Source organism: Pseudomonas sp. ArH3a, assembly GCF_022648765.1.
Classification (GTDB): Bacteria; Pseudomonadota; Gammaproteobacteria; order Pseudomonadales; family Pseudomonadaceae; genus Aquipseudomonas.
Window position 1 is genome coordinate 4,301,680 of the sequence record NZ_CP080330.1, and the last position, 19,081, is coordinate 4,320,760.

The following is a 19,081-nucleotide window of genomic DNA, read 5'->3' on the forward strand; positions in this document are numbered from 1 at the left end:
CAAAGCGCTAACCAAGCGTAGCCTGCACGGCGCTTAAATCAATCGCGCCACGACCCTCCCATCCGCTACCGCTTGGAATGAGGCATACGACACCGAGTCGCCAGGCACAGCTTTTCGGGCAATCTGCGCCGCCGTTCGCTTGATCAGCGGGTTGCCGTCGATGTCTTTGCGTTCGCGTTTGGTTTCGCTGCGGGTCATTTTCATGTCGCGGCCCAATAGCCGGCGCTGCATGGATACCAAGCTGCCTGCATCGCAGGCAAGCCCTCTCCCACAGTTTCAGATGTGCGCCTAAACGCAGATTGCACTCAGGTCCAGATGCCCATCCTTGAGCGGCGGGCACCAGTAATAACCCCCGGTCAACGGCGTGCTGATGCGATACAACCCATCCACAATCCCATCCTCCAACCCGCTCATGCGCCGCAGTTGCGCTTCAAACGCATCAAAGGAATGACCAAAGGCAAGGAACATCAACCCCGCCTGACCGTTCTCGGCCCAAGGCATCGAGCGGCGCACCACGAAGGCTTCCGGGGTGAAGCTTTCCTGGGCCGTGCGTTTGGTGTGGGCGGACTCGGGTGCGTCTTGCAACTCTTCGTTATCACCATGGCGGCGGCCGATGATGTGGTCGCGCTCTTGCGCAGGCAACGCGGCAAAACCGTCGAGGTCGTGCTGCCATTGCTGGATCGCGGCAAAACTGGCGCCACTGTCGGTCATCGCGGCTTCAACCGCTGCATCGTCGTGGGGGTTTTCGGTGCCGTCTTCGTAGTCGGTCAAATCGAAACCGGTCTTGTAACGGAAGCCTTCGGTCATCTGCACCAGGCGAAACGCCGGGGCCAAGGCTTTTTCAAAGGTGCGGCTACGCAACAGCAGCTCACCACGATCCACGCCATGCAGCCACACCCACAGCGCCTGCTGGGTCGAGGGGTTATGCGCGCCCGGGCCGCTGACGGCCGGGAATGCGCGCAAGCCTTCAACCTTTGCACCCAAGGCGGTTACCAGCGGCTCACCAAAACCGACCACCGCGGCCGAATCCGCCAGCTGCACCAGCGCGTCCAATGCGGCGGGCACGGCTGCCAGGCTATCCACGGCAAAAAACAGATGGCGTGCCTGCAACGGCACCGGTGCGGCAAGAATGCCCGGCTGGTACTGACTCATGTGAACTCCTTCTGAAAAGCCGCGCAGTTTACTCCGACGAGCGTGACACACACAGCGGCGCGTACAAGAAAGCGCACAAGCCTTGCCATAGAGCCGGTTGTTGGGCGACTCTCTAGTCATGTTTTGCAACTATTCCAGGGGTAGCGACATGACCACCAGTAACCTGCTCGCTCAGTTGTTTCCGACTTCCGCCAACGATATTCCCGAGCAATTTCGCCTCGCAGCGCCCATTGAACAGCGTGATTACTTGGTCGACGGCCAGTTGCAGGTGTGGAACGGGCCGTTGGCTCAGGTGCTGAGCCCGGTGCAACTGGGCGATGAGCGCGTGCATATTGGCAGCACGCCGTTGCTGGACGCCGACACCGCCCTCACCGCCCTCGACGCCGCCGTGCGCGCCTATGACCGTGGCCAGGGCGAATGGCCGACGATGCGCGTGGCTGAACGTATCCAGCATGTGGAAGCCTTCTTGCGGCGCATGCGCGAACAGCGTGATGCGGTGGTCAAGCTGCTGATGTGGGAGATCGGCAAGAACCTCAAAGACTCGCAGAAAGAGTTCGACCGCACTTGCGACTACATCACCGACACCATCAATGCGCTCAAAGAGCTCGACCGCCGCAGCAGCCGCTTCGAGCTGGAACAGGACACCCTCGGGCAAATCCGCCGCGTACCGCTGGGCGTGGCGCTGTGCATGGGGCCTTATAACTACCCGCTGAACGAGACCTTCACCACGCTGATCCCGGCGCTGATCATGGGCAACACCGTGGTGTTCAAGCCGGCCAAGCTCGGCGTGTTGCTGATTCGCCCGCTGCTGGAGGCGTTCCGCGACAGCTTCCCGGCCGGGGTGATCAACGTGATCTACGGCAGTGGCCGCGAAACCGTCAGCGCGCTGATGGCCAGCGGCAAGATTGATATTTTCGCGTTTATCGGCACCAACAAGGCCGCCAGCGACCTGAAAAAACTGCACCCCAAACCGCACCGTTTGCGCGCGGCATTGGGCCTGGATGCGAAGAACCCTGGCATCGTGCTGCCCCAGGTGGACCTGGACAATGCGGTCAACGAGGCCGTCACCGGTTCCCTGTCGTTCAACGGCCAGCGCTGCACCGCACTGAAAATCCTGTTTGTACATGAAGACGTGGTCGACAGCTTTATCGAAAAATTCAACACCAAGCTTGCGACGTTAAAGCCTGGCATGCCGTGGGAAGACGGCGTGTCGCTGACGCCACTGCCGGAAGTGGGCAAGGTCGATTACCTCAACGCGCTGGTGGGCGATGCGGCGCAGCACGGCGCCCAAGTGGTGAATGCCAACGGCGGCATCAGCCGTGGTTCGTTCTTCTACCCGGCAGTGCTGTACCCGGTGAACCCGCAAATGCGCGTGTACCACGAGGAGCAGTTTGGCCCGGTGGTGCCGATCGTGCCTTACCGTAACCTGGAGACGGTGATCGACTATGTGCTGGACTCGGATTTCGGCCAGCAACTGAGCATTTTCGGCACCAACGCCGTGGAAGTCGGGCGGCTGGTGGATGTGTTTGCCAACCAGGTCGGCCGTATCAACATCAACGCCCAATGCCAGCGCGGGCCGGACACGTTCCCCTTCAACGGCCGCAAGAACTCGGCCGAGGGTACGCTGTCGGTCCATGACGCGTTGCGCGTGTTCTCGATCCGCACCCTGGTGGCGACCAAGTTCCAAGAGAGCAACAAGGCGCTGGTCAGCGATATCTTGCGCAACCGTGATTCGAGCTTTTTGACCACTGACTACATTTTCTAAGAACACCTCAATTCCTGAGTGAAAGCAGTCTTGTGTGGGAGCAGGCAAGCCAGCGCCCACACAAGCCCGGCTCCCACAATTTAGACCGCGTTCGCCCTGACTACCGAGGCCACTTAACTACCGATGAACCTGCCCTTCTTCGCCCGGCGCCTGTTGCGCCCCTTGCTCGACCCCTACCGGCGCTATCGCCATGCCAAGCTGATCCACGCCGTACGCGTGTCCATCGGTTTGTTGGCGACGATACTGCTTACCACCGGCATTAACCTGCCCCACGGTGAGTGGGCTTCGGTGACCATGCTGATCGTGATCGGCGGCTTGCAACACCACGGCAACATCGGCAAAAAAGCCGTGGAGCGCGCCTATGGCACCTTGATCGGCGCCAGCGTCGGCTTGCTGCTGGTGGTGCAACAGGCCTATTTCGGCCAGCCGTTGCTGACCTACTTGTTGATGTCGGTGGTGTGCGGGTTCTTTTCCTATCACGCCATCGGCAAGGGCGGTTATATCGCGCTGCTGTCAGCGATCACGGTGTTTATTGTCGCCGGCCACGGCGATAACCCGATCTCGGATGGCTTGTGGCGCACCGTGGACATCCTGATCGGCATTGTGTTGGCGCTGGCGTTCTCCTTCGCCCTGCCGCTGTACGCGGTGTACTCGTGGCGCTACAACCTGGCCAGTGCATTGCGCGACTGTGCCGAGATTTACAGCCGGATCATCAGCGGCCAGTCGGTCACCGATGATGAGCACTTCAAGCTGCTCAACCGCCTGAATGCAGCGATGCTGCAACTGCGCTCGTTGATGCCGTCGGTGTCCAAGGAAGTGCGCATCTCCATGACCGAGTTGGACGCCATCCAGCGACACTTGCGCATGTGCATCAGCACCCTGGAGATTCTCGGCAATACTCGGCCCGATCCACGCGATGAACAGGCGATGGCGCGCATGCAGGTGATGTTGAAGGCCGAGCATCGGCAGATTCGGGTGCATCTGGTGGGGATGGCGCGGGCATTGAAGTTGGGGTTTACCGACCGGCTGGATCGACCGGCCGCGCAGGTCTCGGATGAAGCCGGGTTGGAGGCGCCGGTACAGAGTGCACTGGATGGGTATCGGTTATTGACGTTGCAGTTGGCGAGCAACGTCGACGCCATGCGTCAGCGGTTGGCAAAAACGTCGAGCCATTGGAAGATTTGAGTTAGGGAAAAAGAACAGTCTACGGTTGAGTAGAACTGTCCAGACTCAGTACTCCTTACAGTGGCTTCAAGCAGGACCTATATAGCGACTGCGCAGAGTTTCTATGCTGACCTGAAAGACGTAAAAGGATTAGACCGTATCGTCGGATCGATCTGTTCCTCAAAAAGATAATAGGTAATGTATTGGTTCATAGGCCTGGGCCTGCGCACGCGTGCCAATGGTGACTGTTTGACGCAAGAAAGCGAGACAACGCTATGTTTACGATAGCGTTGTCTCACTGAGTTCAAGCGTATTACCGCACAGGCGTTTTGAGAAATTAAACAGCGCTAAGGAACAAGGAGCTCTGTCCAGGTGTGTTCACCGAAATCAGTGTGCGAGTTCCATTAAACTGGTTATACGCCATTGATACACCTCCTCCATTGACGACTGCCGTGGTCCAAAAATAGGTTGTGGCCTGAGGGCCGACTGAAATTGGAATTTTTCCAAAAGCGTGGTACAGCAACCCCCAGTCGGTTTCGGTCAGTTCACGTGCGCTTGGAAATCCGCCGCCTATCAGCGCATTCCGATTAATAACAAAGTTGGCTTGGCCATCTTTTGCATTGCCCCATCCCACTAAATGCAGCATCCAGCAGTTCGATACGTTCACCGTATAATTTACGCTGTTTCGATTTGCATCAGTGACCGTGATAACCGCTGAGCCGCTACGCAAACCTGTGATTTTTCCAGTATTTGCATCAACTGTTACCCGATCCCCTATAGCCGAGAAGGTGTAAGGGCGGCGCCCCCCTTCTGGTAGCCTGGTAATGGTATTACCAGGGAAATCATTAATCAGATTAATGCCCGAGAGTATGCTTTGCCCAGACAACATGACGAGTGAACTGTCTATTCGCAAGGGTGACAACAACAGGTACGTCGTCTGTGGAAATGCAATAGTCTGGCCGTTAGTGTTGATCGAACACGTGATGATTATTTTGTTGCCGTGGGGCACGCTGTTTAACCAACTTCTTGATACCGCTATATTCGCCAGTCCGTTCAGTGCCTCGGATTCCAAGATCCTATAGTCGCTGCGTACGGTCAACGGCACGACGCCCTCACTGTTCAGCGTTATCGTGATTGTTTGTCCAGCAACACTGAGAGGCCACTTGGTTATTGCGATGTACGCATCGCCCACGAGGTAGCTCAATTCCAGCGTCCCACCGTCAGCAATCCCATTAATAAGCGCCCTCGGATAGTCGGCGACACTGGCAGTTTGCACCGTCAGTTCCTGAGTCTCTGACGTCGGTGTTTTGCCCCCCACTGTCACCTGGTAACTTAACTTGATAGTTTGGCCCGCGCTCTGGGCGAGGATTTGCGCACTGATGGGGAAGAACACTGTTCCACCGGTTGTCCCGGTCTGGGGCGCAATGTTGACGACGTTGCCATTTGGAATGCTCCAGTTGAGGCGGATTACATCGGCAGGGGACATGCTGCGGTACGCCACCGCCACAGCGGCGCCATTGAGATAGTTCTGCAGCGTGATCGTCTGCGGCCCTGGCTTGTTGTCGAAGGCCGGCGCCGGATACGTCAATACGGGCGTGCCCACCACCCGCACCGTGCTGCTGCCCGAGCGCCCAAGCAATGCCCCTGTTGGGGTGAACAGCTCGAACGACATGCGAACAAACCCTTCCTCTTTGAAATACTCATTGGGCACCGGCGTTTGATTGCCGGCCCTTTGCGTGTGGGAAAACGGCGGCAAGCGCTTGCTCGTTTGTGTACCGTCAGCCTTGATCAGGGTCAGCGTCACAACGATCTGGTTGGGTGGGCTGGCGATCGCTACCGAGCGTGGCGGTGTCGCCAGCACGCTGAGAGGGAGATTACTTTGGGTGCCCAGGTCCAACAGCGTTGACTCAAGGCCATTGACATAAAACAACGGTGGATCAAACAGCGCGGGGTCCAGGTTGCTGCTCAATAGGTAGGGCGGCGAAAACTTATCGTTCCCCTCCGGGATGTTTCCGGCCACATCTATCACGGTGCAAATGAGCGCTACGGTGCCCGATTGACTGATCCTCTGGAAAACCGCCGACGGAATAAACACCCGATACGGCCCCGCCCCGGCGGCCTCTGCGGCGCTCAAACGGCGTTTGGTGGCGATACCGTCCAAATAGACGAAAATTTCGTCGTTCTCACGGGCGTTCTGATACTTATCAACCAGGGCCCACATTCCGTTTGCTGCTGTGCTTGCATCAATATCCGCGTCTGCCGAAAAACCTTCAGCCACTACGCGCAATCCATCGTGCCCGAAGATGTCCGGCCTACGGTCTATGCCGGCAGGGCGGGTTTTCTTGACCAGATACTTCTCGGTAGTCGAACGACTTCTCTGACCGCTAGCCTTGCGCACCACTTCCCAGTAAACATCGACTAAACCCTCCTGCAGGCTGGTCGGGAGGAGGTTGTTCAGGAGGACGTTCAAGAAGTAACGCGGTGCCTTGGTGGTAATGCTGCCCTTGCTCAACTCTTTGCCATTACCGTACAGGTAGAATTCGTCACCGATGGTGTCAGCGAACCAGGCCTCGGAGGAGAACTCGGCATAAGGTTGCTGGCGCGTAGCCCCAAGGCCCATTTTGCTTTTTCAGGGTAATCGAGCTTATCTGGCGGGTCGGTTTTATCAAGCTGGATGCCGAAGGTCGCGGTGGGTGGATCCAGGGATATGTCAACGGTTGAGCCGGTTGGAGTCGTCATCATCATTACCTTGCTGGTTCAGGGCGCGCGGGAACCGCGCGATGGGCAAGGTGAATGAAGCGCTTGGGGTATTAACCGAATCTACTGTCAGAATTGACAGTGGCGACGAGTGGTCAGTGGGCCGCGATCAAGCGATACGTCAGCGGTTGGCGAAGACGTCGAGCCATTGGAAGATAGGGTAATAAAAAAGGGCCGCCTACCGTTAAGTAGAGCTGCCCCATTGCATGGTCACATGCGTTTACTGAAGTGACCAAGTACCTCAAGTCGGAATAAAACTCACTGTATTCGATGCTTGATTGGCGATCAGCGCGAGTCTGGTATTGGGCACGAAAGCAATGCTTGCAGCGTTTTCGAAGCCCGTGAGACGTCTGATGATTTGGTCCGTATCAACATTGATAACGAACACCGAATCACGGTAAGCCGCTAAACCTCCAGGGCCCACCGACCCCACCCAGAGCTCTCGCGCATTCGGATTGAGCGCAGCGCCCCAAGCGTAACGAACACCCGGTATCTTCTTGATAACGACGTTTTTATCGGGATCAATAACGAGGATATTATCAACGTCAGTGACATAGACGCGGCTGGCCGCGCCACTGTCCGGGCCAAACACCATCTGTACGGGTCTATTAGTGCCTGGAATTCTTCCCACAAGGCCGCTGCGGCCGCTGGCATTAACGATACCCACCTCCAAATAGGAGGAGATGAAAACCTGTGTTTGCTCACGATTGATCGCCATAGCGACCGGGTCACGCGTCACGGCGATACGGTTAATACTTGTACCCGTTGCCGTATCATGCACAGATACCAGTGCGTTTCTGGTGCACGCTACGAACAAGCGCAAGCCATCGGCACTCATCGCGAGCCCCGAAACATCGTCACCGCCTGCGATCTGAACGGTCATAATCGTCTGGTAGGTCGAGGTATCGATGACCGTGTAGCTGCGGCTACCAAAATTGCTGACATACAAACGCTTATTATCTGGACTCAACACCGAATCGAAAGCCATCGGTACTCCAAAAATGGTGTTGATGACGCTACGCGTCTTGATATCAATCACCGAAATCGAATTGCTATCCCGACAGGTTACAAAAGCCCGCAGCCCGTCGTTGGTAATACTAATTGCGTGTGGCCCTACCCCTACAGCGACAGTGGCGGCAACCCCACCGGCCTGTGCTTGAAACGTCAGTACCTGAAAATCTGAGCCGGTTCTTTTCAGCCCCGACGTCACTTCGTAATTTAACCGGATAACTTGGCCCGCGCTCTGGGCAATAATTGACGAACTGATAGCGAAGAACACAAGCCCACCGATCACCCCGGCCTGCGCAGGAATGCTGGCGAAAGTGCCATTGGCAAAGGTCCATTTAAGGTTGATGGCGTGTGCAGGGGTCATACCCTGGTACGCCACTGCCACAATGGCACCACCCGCGTAATCATTCGGGGCGATAGTCTGAGGCCCAGGCCGGTTGTTGAAGGATGGCGCAGTGAGCCTCAAAGCCGGCGTGCCCACCATCCGCACCGTGCTACTGCCCGAGCGTCCAAGCAATGCCCCTGTTGGGGTGAACAGCTCGAACGACATGCGAACAAACCCTTCCTCCTTGAAATACTCATTGGGCACCGGCGTTTGATTGCCGGCCCTTTGCGTGTGGGAAAACGGCGCCAAGCGCTTGATCGTTTGCGTACCGTCAGCCTTGATCAGGGTCAGCATCACAACGATCTGGTTGGGTGGGCTGGCGATCGCTACCGAGCGTGGCGGTATCGCCAGCACGCTGAGTGGGAGATTACTTTGGGTGCCCAGGTCCAACAGCGTTGACTCAAGGCCATTGACATAAAACAACGGTGGATCAAACAGCGTGGGGTCCAGGTTGCTGCTCAATAGGTAGGGCGGCGAAAACTTATCGTTCCCCTCCGGGATGTTTCCGGCCACATCTATCACGGTGCAAATGAGCGCTACGGTGCCGGATTGACTGATCCTCTGGAAAACCGCCGACGGAATAAACACTCGATACGGACCCGCCCCGGCGGCCTCTGCGGCGCTCAAACGGCGTTTGGTGGCGATACCGTCCAAATAGACGAAAATTTCGTCGTTCTCACGGGCGTTCTGATACTTATCAACCAGGGCCCACATTCCGTTTGCTGCTGTGCTTGCATCAATATCCGCGTCTGCCGAAAAACCTTCAGCCACCACGCGCAATCCATCGTGCCCGAAGATGTCCGGCCTACGGTCTATGCCGGCAGGGCGGGTTTTCTTGACCAGATACTTCTCGGTAGTCGAACGACTTCTCTGACCGCTAGCCTTGCGCACCACTTCCCAGTAAACATCGACTAAACCCTCCTGCAGGCTGGTCGGGAGGAGGTTGTTCAGGAGGACGTTCAAGAAGTAACGCGGTGCCTTGGTGGTAATGCTGCCCTTGCTCAACTCTTTGCCATTACCGTACAGGTAGAATTCGTCACCGATGGTGTCAGCGAACCAAGCCTCGGAGGAGAACTCGGCATAAGGGTCGCTGGCGCGCAGACCCAAGGCCCATTTAGCTTTTTCAGGGTAATCGAGCTTATCTGGCGGGTCGGTTTTATCAAGCTGGATGCCGAAGGTCGCGGTGGGTGGATCCAGGGATATGTCAACGGTTGAGCCGGTTGGAGTCGTCATCATCATTACCTTGCTGGCTTAGGGCGCGCGGGAACCGCGAGACGGGCAAGGTGAATGAGGCACTTGGGGTATTAACCGAATCTACTGTCAAAATTGACAGTGGCGACGAGTGGTAGATATACGCAAGAATCTGACAGACAACGCAGCGATCATGAATCTGCCGTTACCCAGTCTTTTTCTTACATTTTTTTCACGATTTCTTCACATCCAGAGACGTAGGGTGAAGCCTCATCCGTTACAAATGTTGTACATCAAGCCCGCCGCCCCAGCGGGCTTTTTTTTGTTTTGTGAGTTATCGCGCCGCTTTTGTGGCGGGCGTTGCGGCTTGTTCACGAATGGCGCGCTGGGTATCGAGCACCTTGGCCAGCGCGGTTTCAGCTTCGGGGCTTTGCTGCGGCACGCGAATCGCTGCCGAGACCAGGGTAATCAACTTGGCCATCACCTCGGCGTCCGTCGCCGGGCGGCCCAAGCTCATGGAGTTCATCAGCAGGCGCAGCTCAGTCCCCGCCATCACCCCGGAAATCGCCTTGAGGGCAAATTGCAGGCGCACGCCCAGCTCATTGCGGGGCAGGTCCGGCAGGGCCAGGGCGAAGGCTTCGAAGAAACGCTGGAAGACCGGCTGGTAATGCACCTTGAGGTATTCCTGGATAAACGGCGAGGTGTCGCTATAAACCCGGCCCAGGAACCGAATGAATGAACGCCCTTCCCCACTGGCCGGGTCACTGCGCTCCAGACCCATGGCCGGCGCGAACAACACACCGAGCAAGGTATCGCAGTCGAGAGGGCCGCTGGATTCGGCTTCACAGCGCGCCAGCAGTTCCAGGCGCTGCTCGTTGAGCGGCTCCAGACGCTGCATCAGCAAGGTTTTCATCAGGGAGTCCTTGTCCCCGAAGTGATAGTTCACAGCGGCCAGGTTCACCTGGGCACGCTCGGTAATCTGCCGGAGCAGAACGGCGTCATAACCGTATTTGATGAAGAGAGCCTCTGTCGCATCCAGCAGTCGAGTCTTGGTAACGTTTGGAGCGCTGAGTTTCTTCGCGACCATAGGAGTTCCACGGGGGAAATATTGTTTTAAAAAATAATTTGATTTTTTATACCGGGGCAGCCCTTCGAAAGCAAGTACTGCCACTGCAGTATGCATCTAAAAGCCCGTGTAACCGGGCCCTCTGAGACTAGCCGAGGGCAATGGGACCTGCCCGATCCGCTTGACTGAGAATTCGTTTCAAAGGGTAAAACCGCTCTACATCCGTGGCTGGCGAAGCGCATGGAACACGGTTACTATTCAAACAATATTTTAAAAACAAGAAATAAAACCAGTCCGTGACGCGTACCAGGCAACTCCCAAACTTGTTACAACCATTTACCGGGGGCAAGCGGTACCGTCAAGACTGCAGGCGTAGTCACGATGACAGACATCTCCGCGCACCCAGGCTTGATCTCCCTGCAAGGCATCGGCAAAAGCTATCAGCTCGCCGGGCAGCACCTGTCCATTCTTAATGATGTGTGCCTGTCGATTGCCAGCGGTGACAGCTGCGGCATTCTCGGCGCCTCCGGCTCCGGCAAAAGTACCCTGCTCAATATCCTCGGCTTGCTGGACTTGCCCAACTGCGGCCAGTACCACTTTGCCGGCCACGATATTTTCAGCGCCAGCCCGGATGAGCTGGCGGCGATTCGCAACCAGCAAATCGGCTTCGTGTTCCAGAGTTTCAACCTGCTGCCGCGCCTCAGTGCCCTGGACAACGTCGCCCTACCCCTGAGTTACCGCGGCGTGTCGCGCCATGAATCAGTGGAGCAGGCGTTGCGCATGCTTGAGCAAGTCGGCCTGGCCGAGCGCGCCCACCACCGCCCGGCTGATCTCTCCGGCGGCCAGCGTCAACGCGTGGCGATTGCACGCGCGTTGGTCGGCAAGCCTTCGGTGATTCTCGCCGACGAACCCACCGGCAACCTCGACAGCACCACCGCCCAAGAGATCATGGACTTGCTCCTGGCCCTCAACCGCGAGCAGCAGGTAACGCTGATTATCGTCACCCATGACGCGCATATCGCCGAGCGCCTGGAACGCAAGATCCTGGTGCGCAATGGCGTGGTGCATGAGGCCGGGCGCCTATGAGCCTGCGGGTCGAACAAAGCTTGAGCCAACTGCTGCACGAGGCGTTTGTGAGCCTGCGTACCCTTGGCAAACGTTCGGTCCTGGCGCTGCTGGGCATTGTGATCGGCAGTTCATCGGTGGTGGCGCTGATCAATATCGGCCATAACGCTTCCGTGGATGCGGCGATGATTTTCAAGGACATGGGCACCGACACCTTGGTCGCCCAGTTCCCACCCAAAGGCAACAGCAGCGCACCAATGCGCGCCAGCCTCGACCTCGAGGCGGTGCGCCAGGCAATACCGGGCATTGCCCATATCGGCGCGCTCAGCGTGTTCGGCGGCCCCGTCGTGTTTCACGGCCGCACCGTCAACGCCAACTTTGTCGGCACTACGCAGGATATCAAGGATGCCATGCGCCTGGCCGTGCGCGAGGGGCGTTTTTTATCGAGTTTCGACGCCGGCGAAACCTACGGCGTGATTGGCGACCAAGTCGCCCAGGCCCTGAGTACACCGGGCGACCCGCTGAAACTGGGGGATCGCATCCGCATCAACGACTACCTGTTCCTGGTGGTGGGCATCCTGCACAACCAACCCCGGGCCATGCTGATGCCGGTGCAAGCCAACGAATCGCTGTTCATCCCCGCCGAAGGCATGCGCCGCATCTACCCGACCCCGCAAATCGGCAACGTGATCATCCGCGCCGCGCCGGGCCAGGACATGGAACGCATCGCCCGCGACGCCGCCAGCGCCCTGAAAAGCCAGCTCACCGACCACGATGTCGACATCCAGGTGCCCCAGCAAATGATCGATGGCATGACCCGCCAAAGCCGCACATTCGCCTATTTGTTGCTGGCCCTGGGCGCCATCTCGCTGGTGGGCGGCGGTGTCGGCGTGATGAACGTGATGCTGATGAATGTCTCGGAGCGCCGCCGTGAAATCGGCATCCGCATGGCCCTGGGCGCACGCCAACGGGACATTCGCAACCTGTTCCTGCTGGAGGCGGTCACCCTGACGGCCGTCGGTGCGCTCTTCGGCGCCGTGCTGGGCATGACCGCCGCCTGGCTCTACGCCTGGCTGTCGGGCTGGGTCTTTTCCCTGGCCGCCGCCGCCCTGCCCTTGGGCGTGGGCAGCACGTTGCTGGTGGGCTTGTTCTTTGGCATCTATCCGGCGGTGTCGGCCTCGCGGCTGCAGCCGGTGGAGGCCTTGCGTGATGAATAAATGGCTATGGCTGCTCGCGCTGGTCAGCCTGCCCGGCACGGCCGCCGACGTGGTGATCAACCCTTCAGCTGCCAGCACCACTCGCAGCGGTTACGACCGAGGGGTGTCGTTGAACGCCCAGGTGACCACGATGACCCTGGGTGACGCGGTGTACCTGGGCTTGCGCAACAACCCAGCAATCCGCAGCGCCTACCTGCAACGGGTGGCGCAGAAGTTCGACCTGCGCGTGGCCGAAGACACGTTCAACCCCAAGCTCACCCTCAACAGTTATTACCGCAACAGCCGTGGCTCGGCCGACAATGCGCGCAACGCCAGCCTGGCGCCGAATGCGACCTTGCTCGGCGAGTACGGCACCCGGCTGAGCATGGCCTGGACCCAGCAACTGAACACCGCCGACCGCGCCGGCCGCTACCGTAGCGACGGCCTGGACCTGGCCCTCATCCAGCCGCTGATGCGTGGCGCAGGCTGGGACGCCACCACCGCGCCGCTGCGCCTGTCACGCCTGTCTGAGCAAGCCAACCGCCTGAACCTCAAGGCCACGGTGGCGCAGACCATCAGCCAGATCATCGCCACCTATCGCGAACTGCTGCGTGCCCAGGAGCAATTGAGCATCGTCCAGGACGCCCTCAAGCGCTCCGGCACTTTGCTCGAGGTGAACAGAGCCTTGATCAGCGCCGGGCGCATGGCCGAGTTTGAAATCGTGCAGACCGAAGCCGACATTGCCACCCAGCAACTCGGTGTGGAAGAAGCCCAGAACCAGCTTGATACGAGCCGCCTCGCCCTGCTGCGCCTGCTGGCCTTGGACCTGTCGACGCCGATCCGCGCCAGCGAAGCCCTGGAGGCCCAGCCGATGACCATCGACAAACGCCAGGCCTTCAACCTGGCGCAAACCCAGCAACCGGAATACCTTGCCGCCCTGCTCGGCAGCCAGCAGGCCGACCTGAACCTGGTGATCGCCAAGGATTCCGGGCGCTGGCAGGTGGACCTGGTGGCCGGTGCCAACCAGATACGCGACGCCTACAACAACGACAATGGCAACACCAATAACCGTACCTGGAACAGCTACGCCGGGGTGCAGGTGCAGATCCCTATTGGCGACATCAGCACGCGCCAGGCCGAAGTGCGCGCGCGGGTCAATGTGGAGGATCAGGAGATCCGTATCACCGACGCCCGCCAGGAATTGGAACGCAACGTCAACGACGTGGTGCGCGACCTTGGCACGCGCTGGCGCCAATATGAAATCGCCCAGCGTGCGGTGGGATTGTCACGGCGCAAGATCGAGATCGAGCGGGAAAAACTCAGCGCCGGGCGCTCCACCAACTTCCAGGTGCTGAGTTTCGAGACCGACCTGCGCAACGCCGAAAACGCGCAGCTCAACGCGCTGATCGCTTATTTGAACGCCCAGACCCAGCTCGACTTGACGCTGGGCATGACGCTGGAAAGTTGGGAAATCGCCCTCAATGACTACTAATAAAAAACGCCTGCTGGGTGCTGTGTTGACCGTGCTGCTGGCGGGCGCGGGGATTGCCCTGTACACCCCCGCCGACACGCCCGTTGCGAGCGCCGCACAGTGGCTGGCGGTAAAACCCGACCCGCTGGTGCACCAGATCGGTCTGGTAGGCAAAATCGAACCCGACACCACCATCACCCTCACAGCGCCGTTCGACGGCAACGTGCTCGCCAACCTGGTGGAGCAAGGCCAACGCGTCGAAGCCGGCCAGGTGCTGTTGCGCATGGACCCGGCCACCCTCGAAGTACAACTGCGTGACGCACTGTCCGCCCAACTCAAGGCGCGGCGCACCGTACAGGAGATGCAGGACTGGGACAGCAGCCCCGCCGTCAGCCGCGCGCGCCGCAGCCTGCGCACCGCGGAAATGACCGCCGGCAACACCCAGCGCAAACTCACCGAGAGCGAAAACCTGTTCAAGCGCGGCATCATCCCGCGTAACGAGTTGGACGACCTCAAACAGCAGACTCAGCAGCAACAGCTGGACCTCGCCTCTGCCCGCAGCGACCTGCAGCAGGCGCAGGATCAAGGCCGTGGCGAATATAAACAGATCGCCGATATGGAACTGACCAATGCCACGGTGAAATACGACGCCCTGCACAAGCTGCTCGACGGCAAGGAGGTCAAGGCGCCGTTCTCCGGCATCGTGGTGCCCGCGCCCGGCAACAACAGTTCGCCCCAGGGCGGTGGCAACAACAACGCGCCGGTACAGGCCGGCAGTAAGGTCAGCCAAGGCCAGGTGCTGTTTGGCCTGGCGAATATCGAACGGCTGAAAATCGTCGCCAAGGTGTCGGAGCTGGACATCAACCAACTGCACCAGGGCCAGGCGGTGGAAGTGATGGGCGATGGCTTCGACGGCGAGCGCCTGACCGGTTCCGTCAGCGTGGTCAGTGGCCTGGCGATTGCCAGCGACAGCCAGGGCAGCGCGCAGTTTCCGGTGACGTTGTCGATTCCCAAGCTCACGCCCCAGCAGTTGCAACGGGTACGACTGGGGATGAGTGCGCGGCTGACCATCGTCACTTACAACAATGAACAGGCGATTGTGATCCCAAGCCAAGCGATCAACCGCGATGACATGACCGTGGAGTATCGCCCGGCAATGGACCTGCCGGTGGAACGGGTGAAGGTAACCACCGGGCAATCGACCGCCCAAGGCGTTGAAGTGTTTGGGCTCAAACCGGGTTTCGTAAAAGCCGGGGGCTGAACCCCTCCTCAAAATCAGTGGAGATCAACAATGTGGGAGCTGGCTGGCCTGCTCCCACATTTAGATTGAAGTGAGTTTGGCAGCCAATGCCTTAGCCTGAATCGCCACGTCGGTCACCGCCGTGCTCTCCCACCACATCCCCCGCAACGGCGGCCCCATGGCGAACAGGCGCCCGCTGACATTGCCTTCAGCATCCACCACCGCCCCCGACACATCCGCCGCAACCCCCAACGCCAGCGGCCCAGGCTGGATCAACCCGCGCTTTAGCAATTGCTGCGGCAATACCCGGGCCACGCGACGCCAGTCGTATTCAATGCCGCTGGAGTTGATCAACGCCGCCCCTGACACCTCGGTCACAACCTGTTCACCCCGACGCCGTAAATGGATGGTTACGCCATCCGGCGAACCCACCAAGCCCTTGAACGACGCCGCCTGAATCCGCAACCGCCCTTCCCCCTGCAAGCGCGCCACCAGCTGCGCGCTCAATGGCGGTGAACGGTGGTGATGGCTTTCCCACCACGGCCGTACATGGCGCACGAACTGACGTTTCTCGCCTTCGCTGGCCTGGCTCCACAAACGGCCGATATGCGCACGCACGGTGTCCAGCGGCGCCTGCCAATCGATGCCCTGGGCCTGCGCAATCCGGCACTGGCGGCGTACCTCGCGCAGCAGTTGCCTCGGGCTGCGCAGACTATGGTCGGCAGCCAGAAAATCTTCCCAGCTCGGGGGCTGGCGGCGTACATGGGGCAGCAGACCATGGCGCGAGAACACCTCGATCGGCCCACGATGGCCCGCCTGCTCCAGCGACACCACGGCGTCCACCATGGTCAGCCCGGAACCGATGATCAACACCGCCGATTGCGGGTCGATCTGGGTCATCGCCTGCACATCCCACGGGTCCACCGCCGCAGCGTTCAATCCGCTGGACTCAGTCTGCGGCGTACGTGCCGCCGGGAACATGCCGGTGGCCAATACCGCATAGGCGCCGCGCAGTTGCTGGCCGTTATCGAGCGTGAGCAAGGTGGACGTCTCATCCACTTGCAGGTCGACCCCTTCGCCACACACATGCTCGACAGTGGAGGCTGACAGCGCCCGGGCTTCGGCCAGCCGCTGCTGCGCGTACAGCCCAAAAATCCCGCGCGGCGGGAACAGTTCGCGGATCGGTACGTGCTGCTGATCCGATTCCGGCCAACCGCCGGCGCCGATGTAGTCAGTGAGCCACTGGGTCAGGTCATCGGCATTGTCCGGGTCGACACTCATGCGCGCGGCATTGCCGTTCAAGGTGTGGCCCAGCTCGACCGCACTGTAGGCCTCGCCACGGCCCAGCTCGGCGCGGGGCTCGATTACCAGGATGCGACGCTGCCCGGGCAGGCGCAGCAGTTGCACGGCGAGCAGCGTGCCGCTCAGGCCGCCGCCGATGATCAACACATCAGCGTCGCGGATGGATTCAGTCATGCACGTTCGCCCTTACTGTTTACCCAGATAAATATCATGCAAATCGCCGCGCGCCAGCAACTCAGCGGCGCTGCCGCTCAAGACCACGCGCCCAGTATCCAGCACGTAACCCTGGGACGCATAGCTAAGCGCGACGTTGATGTTCTGCTCGGCGATCAGGAAGCTCACCTGCTGCTCGCGGTTGAGCTGCGCGATGATCTCGAAAATCTCCTGCACGATCATCGGCGCCAACCCCATGGAGGGCTCGTCGAGCAGCACCAACGTAGGGCGGGTCATCAACGCGCGGCCGATGGCGACCATCTGCTGCTCGCCGCCGGAGGTCAGCCCGGCGCGGGTCTGGCGTTTGGTCTTGAGCCGCGGGAACCAGGAGTAGATGCGTTCCAGGTCGTGCTCCAGGTCCTTGCGGCTCAGGCGCCGCACAAAGCCGCCACTGCGCAGGTTGTCTTCCACGCTCAGTTGGCCGAAGACATGCCGGCCTTCCAGCACGTGGACCATGCCCTGGCGCACGCGCTGGCTGGGGTCGATGCCGGCCAGGTCGCGGCCCGCATACTCGATCACACCCCGGCTGACCTCGGCGCGTTCGGCCCGCACCAACCCCGAGATTGCCTTGAGCGTGGTGCTCTTGCCCGCGCCATTGGCGCCGAGCAAGGCGACGATGGCGCCCTTGGGCACGCTCAAGGACACCCCGGCCACCGCCAGGATCGCGCCGTCGTAGATGACTTCAATATCATTGACCGTCAGCAGCGACGGCTGCGCAGGTTCAGCGGCGAGCTGGCTCATGGTTTATTCATCCCCGGTGCAGGTGCGTGGCGTCAGGCCTTTTTCCTTGGCAAACGCGGCGGACTTCTCATCGATCAGCGGGCGCAATAGCGCGCGGTCGGCGGCGATCCAGTCGCTGATCAGCGTCCAGTTGGCGCCGTCCCACTGCTGCACCCGCGCCGAGCCGCCGCCTTCATGGTCGCGGCACGACAGCTTGAGGTTCTGCATCAGGCCCAGGTAACCCATGCCCTTCAATCGAGCGTCGTCGATGTTCAAGTGTTCCAGGCCCCAGCGGCCTTCTTCGCCGTTGAGTGGGCGCTTGCCGAATTTGGCCTGGCCGGTGCGGATCGCTTCCACGGCCACGGCGGCATTCACCAGGCCTGAGTTGTAGTAGACGCTGCCGAAGTTTTTCAGGTCCTTGAGGTCGCTGTGGCCCTTGTCGAGGATGTATTGCTTGAGGCGTTTGTGGATCTCAAAATCGCTGCCTGCCGGGTAAGGCGTCAGCGCCAGATAACCTTTGGCGGAAGCGCCGGCGGGCAGTACGTCTTCGCTGGAGCTGGCCCAGATATCGCCGATGATATGGTCGACCGGGAAGCCAAAGCGTGCGGCGGTTTTCACCGCCACGGGCGTGGATACGCCCCAGGTGCGCAGGAACACCCAGTCCGGATTCGCCTGGCGCACCTGACGCCATTGCGCCGACTGCTCGTTGCCCGGGTCGGCCACTGGAATCTGGATATTTTCAAAGCCGTATTTCTCCGCCAGCAACTTCAGCGGGCCGAGGGTTTCGCGACCATAGGCCGAGTCGTGATAAACCGTGGCGATCTTCTTGCCCTTGAGTTTGTCGAAGCCACCTTCGCGCTGGGCGATGTAGTTCACCAAGGTCGAGGCTTCGCTGTAGAAGGTCAGCATCACCGGAAAGTTATACGGGAACACCGTGCCGTCGGTGGCCTCGGTGCGGCCGTAACCGAGGGTGATCAGCGGGATCTTGTCCACCTCGGCACGCTCACTCAGCGCGTACGCCGCCGGCGCGCCATTGGGTTGATACACCGCGACCGGCGCGCCATCCAGGCCATTCTTGAAGCGCTCGTAGCACTCGATGCCCTTCTCCGCCGTCCACTCGGTCTCGCACTCCTGCCACACCAGTTTCACCCCATTGATGCCGCCTTCGACCTCGTTGATGTAACGCAGGTAGTCGATCATCCCGGCCCACACCTGCACGCCGCTGGACGCGTACGCGCCCACACGGTAGGTGGCCAGGGGAATGAATTGCTGGTCGGGCGAGGCCATCGCCTGAGGCACAGCGCCCGCCAATGCGGCCAGCGCGAAGGCGGCGCCGACCAGGGAACGTTTCAAGGTTGCACGCATGTTGGATTCTCTTGAGGGAAT

General features: G+C 59.8%; 13 protein-coding genes and 1 pseudogene. 6 read left to right on the forward strand and 8 right to left on the reverse strand.

Translation table 11 applies throughout. The annotated features are described in order from the left end of the window. Window positions 1-33: 33 nt before the first annotated feature. Both K0P33_RS19590 and K0P33_RS19595 read right to left on the reverse strand, forming a co-directional pair. A pseudogene (locus tag K0P33_RS19590) lies at window positions 34-246 on the reverse strand (EscU/YscU/HrcU family type III secretion system export apparatus switch protein); the annotation flags it as partial. A 42-nt stretch (window positions 247-288) separates the two neighbouring features. Beyond that, entirely contained in the window at window positions 289-1,152 is an 864-nt protein-coding gene (locus tag K0P33_RS19595) for a Dyp-type peroxidase (protein ID WP_094950589.1), read from the reverse strand. 148 nt (window positions 1,153-1,300) lie between these two features. On the opposite strand from K0P33_RS19595, the gene K0P33_RS19600 reads away from it, so the two are divergent. Both K0P33_RS19600 and K0P33_RS19605 read left to right on the forward strand, forming a co-directional pair. Continuing rightward, window positions 1,301-2,917, forward strand: coding sequence for an NADP-dependent glyceraldehyde-3-phosphate dehydrogenase (locus tag K0P33_RS19600; RefSeq protein ID WP_094950588.1), 1,617 nt, complete (start codon window positions 1,301-1,303; stop codon window positions 2,915-2,917). A gap of 123 nt (window positions 2,918-3,040) precedes the next feature. Then, window positions 3,041-4,102, forward strand: a complete 1,062-nt coding sequence (locus K0P33_RS19605; RefSeq protein ID WP_094950587.1) for an FUSC family protein — start codon at window positions 3,041-3,043, stop codon at window positions 4,100-4,102. Window positions 4,103-4,418: 316 nt separating this feature from the next. Here the strand turns inward: K0P33_RS19605 and K0P33_RS19610 are convergent, their stop codons facing one another. The 3 genes from K0P33_RS19610 to K0P33_RS19620 form a co-directional block, all read right to left on the reverse strand. After that, the gene (locus K0P33_RS19610; protein ID WP_242150642.1) at window positions 4,419-6,701 is read right to left on the reverse strand and encodes a hypothetical protein; all 2,283 of its coding nucleotides are present in this window, start codon (window positions 6,699-6,701) and stop codon (window positions 4,419-4,421) included. Between the two features lie 378 nt (window positions 6,702-7,079). Then, window positions 7,080-9,470, reverse strand: a complete 2,391-nt coding sequence (locus K0P33_RS19615; RefSeq protein WP_242150646.1) for a hypothetical protein — start codon at window positions 9,468-9,470, stop codon at window positions 7,080-7,082. Window positions 9,471-9,756: 286 nt separating this feature from the next. After that, window positions 9,757-10,509 carry a TetR/AcrR family transcriptional regulator gene (locus K0P33_RS19620; RefSeq protein ID WP_094953104.1) on the reverse strand — a complete coding sequence of 251 codons (753 nt, stop codon included), beginning with the start codon at window positions 10,507-10,509 and terminating at the stop codon, window positions 9,757-9,759. Between the two features lie 360 nt (window positions 10,510-10,869). Here K0P33_RS19620 and K0P33_RS19625 point away from each other — a divergent pair, with 360 nt between their 5' ends. The 4 genes from K0P33_RS19625 to K0P33_RS19640 are packed head-to-tail and all read left to right on the forward strand — an operon-like array spanning window position 10,870 to window position 15,481. Continuing rightward, on the forward strand, window positions 10,870-11,574 hold the full coding sequence (locus K0P33_RS19625; RefSeq protein ID WP_094953106.1) for an ABC transporter ATP-binding protein: 705 nt from the start codon (window positions 10,870-10,872) through the stop codon (window positions 11,572-11,574). Further along, a complete protein-coding gene (locus tag K0P33_RS19630) occupies window positions 11,571-12,770 on the forward strand; it encodes an ABC transporter permease (RefSeq protein ID WP_242150648.1) in 1,200 nt (399 codons plus the stop codon). Before K0P33_RS19625 ends, K0P33_RS19630 begins: the two co-directional genes overlap by 4 nt. Then, window positions 12,763-14,241 carry a TolC family protein gene (locus K0P33_RS19635; RefSeq protein WP_094953110.1) on the forward strand — a complete coding sequence of 493 codons (1,479 nt, stop codon included), beginning with the start codon at window positions 12,763-12,765 and terminating at the stop codon, window positions 14,239-14,241. Before K0P33_RS19630 ends, K0P33_RS19635 begins: the two co-directional genes overlap by 8 nt. Continuing rightward, window positions 14,231-15,481, forward strand: a complete 1,251-nt coding sequence (locus tag K0P33_RS19640; RefSeq protein ID WP_242150651.1) for an HlyD family efflux transporter periplasmic adaptor subunit — start codon at window positions 14,231-14,233, stop codon at window positions 15,479-15,481. The genes K0P33_RS19635 and K0P33_RS19640 overlap by 11 nt, the downstream gene beginning before the upstream one ends. 60 nt (window positions 15,482-15,541) lie before the next feature. Here the strand turns inward: K0P33_RS19640 and K0P33_RS19645 are convergent, their stop codons facing one another. From K0P33_RS19645 to K0P33_RS19655, 3 genes are read right to left on the reverse strand one after another with little or no spacing between them, the layout of a single operon-like run. Continuing rightward, on the reverse strand, window positions 15,542-16,936 hold the full coding sequence (locus K0P33_RS19645) for an FAD/NAD(P)-binding protein (protein ID WP_242150653.1): 1,395 nt from the start codon (window positions 16,934-16,936) through the stop codon (window positions 15,542-15,544). 12 nt (window positions 16,937-16,948) lie between these two features. Further along, on the reverse strand, window positions 16,949-17,716 hold the full coding sequence (locus tag K0P33_RS19650) for an ABC transporter ATP-binding protein (protein WP_242150656.1): 768 nt from the start codon (window positions 17,714-17,716) through the stop codon (window positions 16,949-16,951). 3 nt (window positions 17,717-17,719) lie between these two features. Beyond that, window positions 17,720-19,060, reverse strand: a complete 1,341-nt coding sequence (locus K0P33_RS19655) for an ABC transporter substrate-binding protein (protein WP_094953118.1) — start codon at window positions 19,058-19,060, stop codon at window positions 17,720-17,722. Window positions 19,061-19,081: the final 21 nt, after the last annotated feature.

What these genes read in the sequence shown, in the direction of transcription:
- K0P33_RS19595 (WP_094950589.1), bottom strand. Translation starts at nt 1,152, where the DNA reads ATGAGTCAGTACCAGCCGGGCATTCTTGCCGCACCGGTGCCGTTGCAG.
- K0P33_RS19640 (WP_242150651.1), top strand. Translation starts at nt 14,231, where the DNA reads ATGACTACTAATAAAAAACGCCTGCTGGGTGCTGTGTTGACCGTGCTG.
- K0P33_RS19635 (WP_094953110.1), top strand. Translation starts at nt 12,763, where the DNA reads ATGAATAAATGGCTATGGCTGCTCGCGCTGGTCAGCCTGCCCGGCACG.
- K0P33_RS19650 (WP_242150656.1), bottom strand. Translation starts at nt 17,716, where the DNA reads ATGAGCCAGCTCGCCGCTGAACCTGCGCAGCCGTCGCTGCTGACGGTC.
- K0P33_RS19605 (WP_094950587.1), top strand. Translation starts at nt 3,041, where the DNA reads ATGAACCTGCCCTTCTTCGCCCGGCGCCTGTTGCGCCCCTTGCTCGAC.
- K0P33_RS19620 (WP_094953104.1), bottom strand. Translation starts at nt 10,509, where the DNA reads ATGGTCGCGAAGAAACTCAGCGCTCCAAACGTTACCAAGACTCGACTG.
- K0P33_RS19655 (WP_094953118.1), bottom strand. Translation starts at nt 19,060, where the DNA reads ATGCGTGCAACCTTGAAACGTTCCCTGGTCGGCGCCGCCTTCGCGCTG.
- K0P33_RS19610 (WP_242150642.1), bottom strand. Translation starts at nt 6,701, where the DNA reads ATGGGCCTTGGGGCTACGCGCCAGCAACCTTATGCCGAGTTCTCCTCC.
- K0P33_RS19600 (WP_094950588.1), top strand. Translation starts at nt 1,301, where the DNA reads ATGACCACCAGTAACCTGCTCGCTCAGTTGTTTCCGACTTCCGCCAAC.
- K0P33_RS19615 (WP_242150646.1), bottom strand. Translation starts at nt 9,470, where the DNA reads ATGATGATGACGACTCCAACCGGCTCAACCGTTGACATATCCCTGGAT.
- K0P33_RS19625 (WP_094953106.1), top strand. Translation starts at nt 10,870, where the DNA reads ATGACAGACATCTCCGCGCACCCAGGCTTGATCTCCCTGCAAGGCATC.
- K0P33_RS19630 (WP_242150648.1), top strand. Translation starts at nt 11,571, where the DNA reads ATGAGCCTGCGGGTCGAACAAAGCTTGAGCCAACTGCTGCACGAGGCG.
- K0P33_RS19645 (WP_242150653.1), bottom strand. Translation starts at nt 16,936, where the DNA reads ATGACTGAATCCATCCGCGACGCTGATGTGTTGATCATCGGCGGCGGC.